11 protein-coding genes, 3 pseudogenes and 1 other annotated feature are annotated in these 11,829 nt (G+C 62.9%); of the genes and pseudogenes, 10 read left to right on the top strand and 4 right to left on the bottom strand.

Going from position 1 to position 11,829, the window contains the following annotated elements; translation table 11 throughout:
• The 9 genes and pseudogenes from SMD10_RS23920 to fni all read left to right on the top strand — a co-directional run.
• Window positions 1-240: pseudogene (locus tag SMD10_RS23920) on the top strand (hypothetical protein); the annotation flags it as partial.
• A gap of 432 nt (window positions 241-672) precedes the next feature.
• Window positions 673-897: a hypothetical protein gene (locus SMD10_RS23915; RefSeq protein WP_331688252.1), complete on the top strand. Its 225-nt coding sequence runs from the start codon at window positions 673-675 to the stop codon at window positions 895-897.
• A 457-nt stretch (window positions 898-1,354) separates the two neighbouring features.
• Window positions 1,355-2,860, top strand: coding sequence for a UbiD family decarboxylase (locus SMD10_RS23910; protein WP_331688251.1), 1,506 nt, complete (start codon window positions 1,355-1,357; stop codon window positions 2,858-2,860).
• Window positions 2,861-2,875: 15 nt separating this feature from the next.
• On the top strand, window positions 2,876-3,493 hold the full coding sequence (locus SMD10_RS23905) for a UbiX family flavin prenyltransferase (protein ID WP_331688250.1): 618 nt from the start codon (window positions 2,876-2,878) through the stop codon (window positions 3,491-3,493).
• Window positions 3,490-4,230 (top strand): DUF554 domain-containing protein, encoded by a 741-nt coding sequence (locus SMD10_RS23900; protein ID WP_331688249.1) that lies wholly within the window; start codon window positions 3,490-3,492, stop codon window positions 4,228-4,230. The genes SMD10_RS23905 and SMD10_RS23900 overlap by 4 nt, the downstream gene beginning before the upstream one ends.
• A gap of 33 nt (window positions 4,231-4,263) precedes the next feature.
• A complete protein-coding gene (locus SMD10_RS23895) occupies window positions 4,264-4,692 on the top strand; it encodes a pyridoxamine 5'-phosphate oxidase family protein (protein WP_331688248.1) in 429 nt (142 codons plus the stop codon).
• A 51-nt stretch (window positions 4,693-4,743) separates the two neighbouring features.
• Window positions 4,744-5,847 (top strand): 3,4-dihydroxy-2-butanone-4-phosphate synthase, encoded by a 1,104-nt coding sequence (ribB, locus tag SMD10_RS23890; RefSeq protein WP_331688247.1) that lies wholly within the window; start codon window positions 4,744-4,746, stop codon window positions 5,845-5,847.
• A 36-nt stretch (window positions 5,848-5,883) separates the two neighbouring features.
• Complete coding sequence (gene folE, locus SMD10_RS23885; protein WP_490338297.1) at window positions 5,884-6,549, top strand: GTP cyclohydrolase I FolE; 666 nt, start codon at window positions 5,884-5,886, stop codon at window positions 6,547-6,549.
• Window positions 6,546-7,592, top strand: a pseudogene (fni, locus tag SMD10_RS23880) (type 2 isopentenyl-diphosphate Delta-isomerase); the annotation flags it as partial. The gene folE and the pseudogene fni, both read left to right, overlap by 4 nt.
• Before the next feature lie 34 nt (window positions 7,593-7,626).
• Here the strand turns inward: fni and SMD10_RS23875 are convergent.
• The gene (locus SMD10_RS23875; protein ID WP_331688246.1) at window positions 7,627-8,514 is read right to left on the bottom strand and encodes a LysR family transcriptional regulator; all 888 of its coding nucleotides are present in this window, start codon (window positions 8,512-8,514) and stop codon (window positions 7,627-7,629) included.
• A gap of 337 nt (window positions 8,515-8,851) precedes the next feature.
• Between SMD10_RS23875 and SMD10_RS23870 the strand changes: the two genes are divergently transcribed.
• Window positions 8,852-9,424 (top strand): TetR/AcrR family transcriptional regulator, encoded by a 573-nt coding sequence (locus tag SMD10_RS23870; protein WP_331688245.1) that lies wholly within the window; start codon window positions 8,852-8,854, stop codon window positions 9,422-9,424.
• 3 nt (window positions 9,425-9,427) lie between these two features.
• Here the strand turns inward: SMD10_RS23870 and SMD10_RS23865 are convergent.
• The 3 genes and pseudogenes from SMD10_RS23865 to SMD10_RS23855 form a co-directional block, all read right to left on the bottom strand.
• A pseudogene (locus SMD10_RS23865) lies at window positions 9,428-9,726 on the bottom strand (IS3 family transposase); the annotation flags it as partial.
• Window positions 9,488-9,604 (bottom strand) — a sequence feature (AL1L pseudoknot). (Overlaps the previous pseudogene by 117 nt.)
• A gap of 237 nt (window positions 9,727-9,963) precedes the next feature.
• A complete protein-coding gene (locus SMD10_RS23860; protein ID WP_331688111.1) occupies window positions 9,964-10,401 on the bottom strand; it encodes a hypothetical protein in 438 nt (145 codons plus the stop codon).
• A 906-nt stretch (window positions 10,402-11,307) separates the two neighbouring features.
• Window positions 11,308-11,526 (bottom strand): hypothetical protein, encoded by a 219-nt coding sequence (locus SMD10_RS23855; protein WP_331688244.1) that lies wholly within the window; start codon window positions 11,524-11,526, stop codon window positions 11,308-11,310.
• Between the last annotated feature and the right edge of the window lie 303 nt (window positions 11,527-11,829).

Below are 11,829 nucleotides of genomic sequence, written 5' to 3'. Positions count from 1 at the left end.
CAGGTGACTGCGCTTTTTAGATCGATCGGCTGGTCCCATTCCCACTCCATCATGCAGCGCCTTTCAGCGACTGCGGACAGAAGCATGACCTCGGCGACAGGATGTAGGGAAATTGGGGTTGACCCAGAACGGCCCGTTACAGAAGAACTGTCCAGCTTGACGATCGACAGCCGGGTGATGTTGGATCTTCACGCCGAAGCGTGGCCTGTCTTCGAGGTCGCGGCGACGGCGGCCTCCTGAACCGCGACGTCTTCCTCTTCCTGGTCGACGATCTCAATCCCATTGAGGCGGGACGTCTGCCGGACGGCTCTGCGCGCATACTCACGGCGAGCGGTTTCAGTCCATCCAGGGCATCAGTGGCTCCATCTCGTTTGGCCACAAGACGGAATCACAACCTTCTGAAATCGCTCAACTCATTTCGGGCCAAGCTCTAAGACAAGCAGGATGGATTGAGACCCAAGACGCAGATGATCCATTGTGGTCGCCTTCGGGCTCGCGTAGCCTTCAAAATCAGCAGCTCCGTTGGCCGATCGGTGCGAGAGATGGAGGCCTTTCCTTCTCGGCGGAACCGTTCCGCGCGGCAAAACGCTCGCGGAGACCTGCGCGGAGGCTTGTCCGACTGGCGATGACAGGCGTTCGACGAAAACAGCAGTTCACTGGGAGGATGCAGCAATGGACAACGAGTTGGTGGAACGCGTAGCCCGTGCCATGTGCGTAGCGGAAGGACTGGATCCCGATGCCGAGGCGTTGGTCAGTGCCGACGATATCTTCGGTCAGCGGCGTGGCGAAGATGTGCTTCTCGGCGCCATCCCGGCGCCGACGTGGAAACGATATGCCCGGATGGCAAGGATGCATCTGAGCGCGCAGGATGCGGTGATGCGGCCTGCTGGAACCTGACGCCCGGGCCTGGGACGCTGCCGACGTTTCGGAGGGGCTCGACGCGGCCACACAAACGCCACGACGGTGCACTTTAGACACGTGCTCTGCTCCAGCTGGACGGATGCGCTGTCCGTGCTGCCCGTTGAGACGCACCTGGAATACAATGCCGAGCGTTTAGTCGCGACGGGCCCGAGGCCGGCGGCGCGAGCGTGCCCTGGCCTTTACCCTATTGCCGGTGCCGCGCCGGACGGCGGGACGCAGCGTCCGGCAGAACGCACTGCCGGACGGGCAGCGGTTTGGCCCGGATCTCCGAGCATCTGCTCGGACCGCATTCCGCCACGCCCTTGGTGAGACGTTTTGCCCCAAGACCATTTTGGTATCGGCCGGGGATCGAAACGGTATTTTTTTCGAGCCGGCAAGAAGCCTACGTCTGTCGGCGACCGCGAAGGTCGTGAGGAAATCGTAGGTACATCGAATGGCCGAAAACAAATATTCAGACGAGCACGTGGAGGTCACAGACCTTCGATCTGCAATAAAACTTCTTTCCAGCATCCCCGGAGAAGTCGTTACCACTGATACGGAAGTGGATCCCGAGGCAGAGCTGTCGGGTGTCTATCGGCACGTCGGCGCCGGTGGGACCTGCCGCAGGCCCACCCGCAAGGGCGGCCCGGCGATGATCTTCAACAAGGTGAAGGGCTATCCCGACTTTCGCGTGGCGATCGGCCTCGTGGGATCCCGCAAGCGTGTCGGACATCTCCTCGGCTACGATTATGAGCGGCTAGGCTTCCTGCTGAAGGACGCGGTCAAGCACGCCCTCCCGCCGATCGAGGTCGGCGAGGACAAGGCCGTCTGCCGCGAGGTAGTGCACCGTGCCGAGGATCCTGATTTCGATCTGCGCAAGCTTCTGCCGGCGCCAACCAATACGCCGGAAGACGCTGGTCCCTACATCACCATGGGCCTGTGCTACGCCTCCGATCCAGAAACCAAGGAATCGGACATCACCATCCATCGCCTGTGCGTGCAGAGCCACGACGAACTGTCCATGTGGCTGACGCCAGGCAGGCACATCGACGCCTTCCGCCAAAAGGCCGAGGCGGCCGGCAAGCCGCTGCCGATCTCGATTTCGATCGGCGTTGATCCGGCGATCGAGATCGCCGCCTGCTTCGAGCCGCCCACCACGCCGCTCGGCTTCGATGAGTTGCAGATCGCCGGCGCGATCCGCGGCAGGCCGGTGGAGCTCGCCAGGTGCCTGACCGTCGACGCGCGCGCTATCGCCAACGCCGAGGTCGTCATTGAGGGCGAGCTGCTTCCCGAGGTGCGCGTCCGAGAAGACCAGAACACCGACACCGGCAAGGCGATGCCCGAGTTCCCGGGCTACACCGGCGATGCCAAGCCGGCGCTGCCGATCATCAAGGTCAAGGCGGTCACCCATCGCCGCAGCCCGATCCTGCAGACGACCGTCGGCCCGGGCGAAGAGCACGTCAACATGGCCGGCATTCCGACCGAGGCGTCGATCCTCGACATGGTCGATCGCGCCATGCCCGGCAAGCTGCTCAACGTCTTCGCGCACTCCTCCGGCGGCGGCAAGCTGCTCGCCGTGATGCAGTTCAAGAAGAGCGCTCCGGTGGACGAGGGCCGCCAGCGCCAAGCCGCGCTGCTCGCCTTTTCGGCCTTCCCAGAACTCAAGCACGTCATCCTCGTCGATGAGGACGTCGACATCTTTGATACCGACGACGTGCTCTGGGCGATGCAGACCCGTCTCCAGGGCGATGTGGACGTCCTCACCATCCCCGGCGTGCGCTGCCATCCGCTCGATCCCTCACAGATCCCGGATTACAGCCCGTCGATTCGCGAAGTCGGCCAGTCGTGCAAGACGATATTCGACTGCACCGTCCCCTTCAGGCTTAAGGCGCACTTCGAGCGCTCGAACTTCAAGGAAGTGGACGTGAAGAAGTTCCTGCCGGACTTCGACGGAAAATAGAACAAGAGCACTGTCATGGAAAAGCGGCGCATCATCCTCGGCGTGTCCGGGGCGACGGGGTTCGTCTATGCGGTCAAGACACTTGAACTGCTGCGCGAACTTGACGTCGAAACGCATCTTGTCGTCTCGACGGCGGCGGAACGCACGCGGGTCCAGGAAACGGATCTGACGGCGAACGCCTTCCGCTCGATGGCCGACGTCGTCTATCCCATCGAGGATATCGGCGCGGCAATCGCCAGCGGCTCCTTCAAAAACCTCGGGATGCTGGTTGCGCCGTGCTCCATGCGGACGCTCGCGGTGGTCGCTTCGGGAGCCACCGACAATCTCCTGACGAGGGCGGCGGATGTCGCCCTCAAGGAACGTCGGCGCGTGGTGCTGATGGTCCGAGAGACGCCTCTGCATCTCGGGCATCTGCGCAACATGGCGACAGTGACGGAAATCGGCGCGATCGTTTATCCGCCGGTTCCCGCTCTGTATCAGCTGCCGGAGTCGATCGACGCGATCGTCACCCACTCCGTGGCGCGAGCGCTGGATCTCTTCGACCTGGACGTCAAGTCGCTGCCCCGCTGGACCGGCACAACCAGGAAACAACGGGCTGAGCCCAAACTAATCGGGACGAGAGGGGTCTTATGATCGGACCAATTGTCAATTCGGCGTCCACACTCGTGGGCGGCACTGTCGGCGGCCTTCTGGGCGACCGGCTGAGCGAGAAGTTTCGCACGCAACTGCCGCTGACCTTCGGCGCCGCGTCCATGGGCATGGGCGTGTCGATGATCGTCAAGATGCACATGCTTCCCGCGGTCATCGCGTCGCTGCTGTTCGGCGCGATCATCGGCGAGGCGCTGTCGCTGGAAAAGAACATCGGCCGTGGTGCTTCCAAGCTGCGGTTCATCCTAGACAAGATCGTGCCGCGCAAGGCGGATTCGACCTTGTCGCAGGACGAGTACCTCGACAAGTTCGTCGGCATCTTGGTGCTGTTCGTCGCGTCCGGCACCGGCATTTTCGGCTCGATGAACGAGGGCATCACCGGCGATCCGTCGATCCTGTTCGCCAAGTCGCTGCTCGATCTGCTGACCGCCGGCATCTTCGCAACCGCCCTCGGTGTGTCGGTCGCGTTCATCGCGATCCCGCAGATCATCGTCCAGCTGCTGTTGCTGTTCCTCGGGCAGTCGATCATGTCGATGACCACGCCCGAGATGATCGCAGACTTCTCCGGCCTGGGCGGCATCATCATGTTCGTCACCGGCTTCCGGATCTGTGGCATCAAGTCCTTCCCGGTGGCCAACCTGCTACCCGGCCTGTTGATCGTCATGCCGATCTCGAGCTTCTGGGTGACGACGCTGCTGCCCTGGATCCAGTCCATCAGCTAAGCCCACGAGCAACCAACAAAGGGCAACGGTCCCATGAAAGACACCGACAGGATCATTGCCTATATCGAAGAGAATCGCGTGCTGTCACTCAGTACGGTGCGCGGTTCGATCCCCTGGGCTACTAACTGCTTCTATGCCTTCGACGCCGACGCGATGGCGCTCCTGTTCCTGACCGAACTCTCAACGCGCCATGGCGGCGAACTGTGCGACAACGACGCCATAGCCGGCACCATCTCCTCGCAGGAGGCCTCGGTGGCCAAGCTGCGGGGCATCCAGTTTTCGGGCCATGCGCGACAGCTGGCCGGCGAGGCCCTCGAACGCGGCCGGCAGCTCTATGTCGGCCGTTTTCCAGTGGCGGCTCTACACCCCGCTCCGCTCTGGACCATCACACTGGACCTCGTGAAGTACACAAACAACACCGTCGGCTTCGGCACCAAGCTTTATTGGCGGCGGCAGGCCTAAGCCCCGCGCCGATCCGCTGACGAGACCGTGTACGCTTCGGACTGACACGTCATGCAACTCGACAACATAGAAGCAGCCGTCGCGGCGATCGCCGCTGGCGAACCGGTGGTCGTCGTCGACGACGCCGATCGCGAAAACGAAGGCGACCTGATCATGGCCGCATCCGCCGCGACGGCGGAAACGATGGGCTTCATCGTCCGCCACACCAGCGGCATCGTCTGCGTCCCGATGACCGCGGAACGGGCGCGCCGGCTGAACCTGCCGCCCATGGTCGCCACCAATCTGGACCCGATGCGGACCGCGTTCACGATATCGGTCGACTATAAAATTGGCATGACCACCGGCATTGCCGCCGACGAGCGGGCCAACACCGCACGTGCGCTGGCCAGCGGCAAAGCCCAAGCCAGCGATTTTCTGCGCCCGGGCCACGTCTTTCCGCTGATCGCCCGCGTCGGCGGGGTCCTGGCCCGGTCAGGCCACACCGAGGCCGCCACCGACCTGGCGCACCTAGCAGGATTGCCGTCGGTCGGCATCTTGGCCGAGATCGTGCATGACGATGGCAGCCTGCAGCGCTTGCCGGATCTGGCCGTCTTCACCAATCGGCACGGTCTCAAGATCATCTCCATCGAGGATCTCATTGCCTACCGGCTGCGGCGGGAATCCCTCTTGCGCTGCGTGAAGGAAGAGACGGTGGCCATCAGCGATCTGACCGGCCGCGCCCGAATCTATCAGACGCCGTTCGACCCGCTGCAGCATCTGGCCTTCACCTTCGGCGACATCTCCAGTGGTCGGGACATCCCCACCCACATCCATCGCGAGCGGCCGATCGCCGAACTCGTCGGCCAGATGACGGCCGCCCGGTCCTGGCTCGATGCAGCGAGCGCGCACATCAGAACGGCCGGGAAAGGCATACTGGTTTTCCTTCGGACGGCGCGGCTCGACGAACGGCCCTATCAGGAAAGCGTCCAGACAGGCTCCTACGACGTCGAGCAGCACGGCCGGGCCAGGGCACGGATGCAACGTTGGCGCGAGACCGGCCTGGGCGCTCAGATCCTGCGGGATCTCGGTGTACGGTCGATTGAGGCGCTCGGCGCGCCCGGCCCCTACACGGAACTGAGCGGCTACGGCATCGAAGTGACCGGCGTGGCAGCGTGAGCGGCGCTCACGGCAAGCGAACAAGGGACAGGGCCCGTGGATCATCAGACGACACATCCGGCACAGGCGGTGGCGGCCCACGGCCCCATCCGCCCCAATCGAGAAGAAGCGGAGGTGGCTGTGGCCACGCTGCTGCGCTGGATCGGCGAGGATCCCGCCCGCGAAGGGCTACGAGCCACGCCCGCCCGGGTTATCAAGAGCTTGGAAGAAACATTCTCGGGTTATCGGCAGGACGCGGCAGCGGATCTCGGGCGCACCTTCGAAAAGGTTGCCGGCTATGACGGCGATGTGCTGGTACGCGGCATCCACTTCTTCTCCCACTGCGAACATCACATGCTACCGATCATCGGCAGGGCGCACGTCGCCTATCGACCGGCCGGGCGCGTGGTCGGCTTGTCGAAAATCGTCCGCTGCGTGCACGTGTTCGCCCGTCGCCTGCAGACCCAGGAGGCGCTGACTGCCCAGATCGGGGCGACGCTCTACGAGACGCTGCGGCCGCGCGGCGTGGCGGTGGCGATCGAAGCTGAGCACCTGTGCATGGCGATGCGCGGCATCCGCCAGTCCGGCAGCGTCACGCAGACCAGGTCGTTCCACGGAGAGTTCAAGGACGATCCGGCCGCAGCAGCGCGGATTCTGTCGGAGATGCTCCGCCAGCACGGCGGCCTGGCCGCGCAAGCAAATTCAGGATCGGACGCGAGATGAGCGATCAACCGACGCCCCATGACATCGCGGCGCGCAAGGATGATCATCTAGCCATCGCCCTGGACGGCCGCCGTGGCGACGCCGGGTTCGATGCCCTTCGCTTCGAGCACTGCGCGCTGCCCGAGCTCGACATGGACGACATCGATCTCGGCACGACCTTCCTCGGTCGGCGGCTGGCTGCACCGCTGCTGATTGCGTCGATGACCGGCGGCACGGAGCAAGCAGGCGCGATCAACGCCAATCTAGCGAAGGCGGCGCAGCAACTGGGCATCGCGCTGGCCGTTGGATCGCAGCGCATCGCGTTGGAAGGACGCGGCTGCACCGGGCTCGACATGTCGCTGCGCTCGCTGGCGCCGGACATCCCGATCCTTGCCAACATCGGGGGCGCGCAGCTGGCTGCCGGCTACGGCCTCCGCGAGGCGCGCCAGGCGGTCGACATGATCGCAGCGGACGCCCTGATCGTCCACCTCAATCCGCTGCAGGAGGCTGTGCAGCCCGAAGGCGACCGGAACTGGCGCGGCGTCCTGGCGGGGATCGAGCGCTTGGCGCACACCCTCGAATGTCCGGTCGTGGTCAAGGAAGTCGGCGCCGGACTCTCTGCCGCCGTGGCGCGCAGGCTCGTCGATGCCGGGGTTCAGGCGATCGACGTCGCCGGCGCCGGCGGCACCAGCTGGGCCGCAATCGAAGCCCGGCGCATCGACGATCCGGCGGACCGCGAGACGGCGATGCTGTTCGCCGATTGGGGCATTCCAACGACGCGGGCCATCCTCGATGTCCGCGCCGCCTGCCCCGAGACCGTGGTGATCGGATCGGGCGGCATCCGCTCCGGCCGCGACGCGGCCATGGCGATACGCCTCGGCGCCGATCTCGTGGCTCAGGCCGCCGCGGCCGGACGCAAGGCTCGAACGTCGTCCGACGCCGTTGTCGAGCACTTCGGCACGATCATCCGGCAGCTGCGCATCGTCTGTTTTCTCACCAGCAGCCGAGACCTGTCGGCGCTGCGCCGGGCGAGGCTGCTACCGATCGACGCTGTTTCGGCCAGCATGTCACACGCCGGCGCGACCGTGGCCATGGCTGCTACTCGGCGAACAGCGAGGATGCATCCATCGCCATCGTCAACTCTTCCGGAAAGCTCGTCGTCGTGAGTTTGACGATCGAGGGAAAGAAGACGAGCGGCGCGTGCACGATCGAGATCACCCGGCAGGCCTTGAGGTTCTCGGCGATCACCTCGGAGCTGGGTAGGATCGCCACCGCATCGAGCCCGGATTCCAACCATTCCAGAATGACCTCGGGCTGCGAGATCGACATGATCACATGGGGATCCACGCCGCTTTTGCGAAAGTGCTCGAGCAGCACCTCGTAGGTACCTGGGCCGTTGGTGCGCCGTAGCATGATCAGCGGCAATTGGCCCAACTCGGGCACAGTGACGGATTCGCCGTCGAGCCCTGACATGCGGTTCGGCGTCACCGCGACCGCCTTGACGGGAGCGAAGTCGGTGCAATCGAACAGTGTGCCTTCGCGGGGCCTTTGGATCAGGCAGATGTCGACTATGCCGTCCAGAAGCAGCTGCTCCAGATGGCCGGAATCGGACACCGTCACCGAGATCTCGAGGGTCGGACTGGCGCGGTGCATCTCGAGCAGGAGACGGGAAAAGTGCCTCTGATAGAGATGCGTTAGCCCGACCCTGATCAACCGGTTCTTCTGCCGGCCGATCAAGACGGTCTCGTTGACCGCCTGCTCGACGTCGCGAAGAATATTGGTGGCCCGCTGGTAGAGGTAATAGCCCGCCGCGGTGGGCCGGATCTGCCGGCTGTCCCGCGACAGAAGCGGCACACCGATCTCTTCCTCGAGCTCCTGCAGCCGCTTGCTCAGGGGTGGCTGTGCGATGTGCAGCGCTTTCGCGGCTTTGGTGACGCTTCCGTTCTCAACAACGCTGCACAAATAACGGAGACGCCTCAGGTCCAACTTCCTGCCTCAACAACAAAGATGCTCGGTCATGATGAAGGCCCACCAAAACGGCGGACCTTCGATTGGTGTCCGCGGCGCCTATTGGCGGAAGGTGTCCGCGTTGACGAGATACGGACCGCAATGTCGCAACTGTTTCATCTTGTCACTTCCATCGGCGAGGCGGCCGCAATCCGCCTCGCCGGCGGGCGTTGCCGTGCCACCCGACCACTCGCACGGACCGGAGGGGCTCGGTCTTCCGCTTGCCGGAACCGGGCTGCCCAGCAGCATTGAAATACCGTTCGGTATAAATATACCAGATGGTACGATTTGCTAGATCCAGAGACGGGGACCAGCTATGTCGAAGCGCATATCCAGGGCAGAAAGCCGCGCCCAGACACGCCAGAAGCTCATTGAGGCGGCGAGCATGCTGTTCGCGCGCACCGGCTATGCCTCGAGCTCCGTTGACGCGATCGCCGAAGCGGCAGGGTTCACCAAGGGAGCTTTGTACGCGCACTTTCCTACAAAGGCGGCGATCTTCTTGGCTGTGTTTGACCAGATGGGTCGCAACGACGTCGAGGCGCTCGTCACCGAAATCCGACGGGCGAAGGATAGGCCTGCGGTGGAATCGCTGCTGATCGAGTGGGCCCATATGAGGTCGGCTGCCGGTCTGTGGCCGTTGACCATCCTTGAGTTCTCGCGGCTTTCTGAGAAAGACGGTGCCTCGCTGGAGGATTTGCGGGCCGTCCTGCGTCGGCACTGGCGGACGCTCGGCGAGGCCGCACTCACCCGAATTTCGGTCGACGTCGATGCGACGGTCTTCGGCGCGGCGCTGCACGAGATCGCCTATGCGCCGGCGATGACTTTCGTGCGTTATCCGACGGCAGCCGACCTCATGACCTTCTTCCTGTCCTCACTCCGGCGAAGATGACCGGCGCGCTGCAGCGCGGCCGGGTTTCATTTCGGTTCGCCTGGCATGCTCATGGTAGGTTGACGGGGCGATCGGCAACACCTTGCAGATCGGCTCGACCCCGTAGGCCCCGCGATGGTCGTCGATGAAGGCGATCATGACCGGTGTCGGCGGTCGAGCTCCGCCTGGGCAAAATACGCCGACGCCTTACGCAGAATCTCGTTCGCCTGCCGCAGCGCCCGGTTCTCGCGTTCGAGAGCCTTGAGCTTGGCCGCCATGTCCGTCGTCAGCCCGGACTTGCGGCCGCTGTCGACCTCGACCCATACCATCGTCGGAGGACCGCATAATCTGCGAAGATCATAGCGCTATAGCGTAGACGTGGTTCTCATCTTCATCCGGTGCGGCGTGCTGGGTGAGATATCGCGGCAGTCGAAGCTGGCGCAGGCCTGCGGGACGTGATGGACCAGATAGTCTCAGGGAGAACGCCGATCAACCGGATCGACGATCTCCTCGCCTCGAACTGGAAGTCTGCCGTCACCGCGGTGGTGGCCGCCTGACCGTCACGTGGCGCCGATCGGCATGGCAACCGTGTCGGCGTCGGTGGTGTCCGCATGCACCGCCTCGCGGATCAGCCGGTCCGTCGTCTCCTCGAAGTGCAGCCACAGATCCGCGTGCATGTCGGAGAACTGGCGCCACACCATCGTCTCGAAGAACTGCCGCGGCGCCCGCACCATGATCGTCGTCCGACGCTGTCGCGGATAGCGGTAGGGCCGGATGCCGTAACGCCGGCACAGCGCCACGAACAGGCGCACCGCCCATGGATCCGGCATCGAGAACTGCATCTCGACCGGCGGATCCCGCCGGCTGATCTCGGCGAGCTTGTCCTTCAGGCGCTCCAGCGCGGCCCCGGCGGCATCCCGTTCGCCCGCGGTGCCGGCGCCGAAATAAAGCGCCTCGACCTTCTGAAGCTTCTCGCGAAGCTGCTCTTCAATGCCCATGGCGCCGACCTCACTCTCCGTCGAGCGACCGCACCATCCCGACCGAGACCCGTCAATCCGCTGCCATATCTCTCCACAGCTTCCAACGTGCGTCAGCCGCAGCGGTTAGGTTCGGTCGAAGGACTCGTCGCAATCTGCGACAAAATGTCGCAGCCCCGATTCGGGCTTCAAATCAAGCTGCGCAACCCGACGTCGAATCGAAATAAAGCAAATAATATCAGTATCTTATAAAGACTGTTCGTGGCTCAGTCAGAGGCTGTGCCTTCGCCCGCAGACGGCGTTTCGCGGCCCTTTGGGGTTTCGGTGCGATGCAGTATTTATGGGCTGCGGAATGTCACTAAACGCCGCTTCACAGATCGTTCGTTTGTTTGCCGTGGCAAGTTCACGGAAGGGAAAGTTTTGCCTATGTGGCAATAAAGCAACAATCGTATAATTTATAGTTCTGCTCCTCATTTGGAAAAGATTTTCGATGCTTTAAATTCAAGCAGGAATTATAGTTGATATGGAAGGTAAAAGACTTGAATAAGCAATTATACTATAACTAGTACTATGACTATCATTAGATTTTTGGCGGATTTATATCCAAAAATTCTCTAACTTTTCTCATAACTGAGACTGTCTCGAGACTTCGAGATATGGCGCATCCGCTCGGACTCGGCCAACCCCTGCTGACGACAGAGGAATCGAACCACGACTGGCCTCTTATGGAAATCCATGAACAGCAGGTCGGTCTCATTATCGCAGCATGCGGAAGTTCCATCGCGGTTCGACTCAAACACCAGGGACACTCGGCGGTCATGACTTTTTGGATGGTGATAACCGTTGTCTCTACGAGCAGCATGGCTGCTGTAAGGATAAAGCCAAAAAGAAAAGGGTGATTAACCGACATGACGAGATCTGACGGACTTAAAACAGGCCGGTGAAAGAGCTTGCGGTGGCCTGCCCGAGGCGGATGAAACCGCCGATGACGAATGACGCGGCAAGAACGATTGCGATGGCACTCAGGGCGAAGGCGGCAAAGCCGCCAATGAGCTTGCCGAAGGCACCCTGGAAGGCAGCCTCTTGTTGAGCTTCCGAGCGATAGAAGCCGTCGACCTGATTTGCCGATAGGCGGGTGGTTTTCATCACTGCAACTCCCTGGGAGCCTGCCTTTTAAGTAGGCTTTCGACCGGATGAGTGAAAGACCCGGCCCAAAAGCCGGCCTTGTCGCGCCGGGCCGTCTCTTCGGCGACAAGGTAAGGCTGATGGACAGGGAGCCCGCCCGAGCGGGCGGCTGCAAAGGCCCAGCCGCTCACAATGAGGGCCGATCGTCATGGTGGCGGGGCCGCAGAGGTCGAGAGTGGCGCGGTCCCAAAGGTCTGCTTCGACGATCCGCCAGCGGCCGACGAGCCTGCAGCCAGCCGGGGCGCTCATGACGACACCGCCAGG

The organism is Consotaella aegiceratis, assembly GCF_036541425.1.
In the GTDB taxonomy this organism is placed as follows: Bacteria; Pseudomonadota; Alphaproteobacteria; order Rhizobiales; family Rhizobiaceae; genus Consotaella; species Consotaella aegiceratis.
Note: the sequence above shows the minus strand (reverse complement) of the source record. Positions and strands in the feature narration are given on the sequence as shown.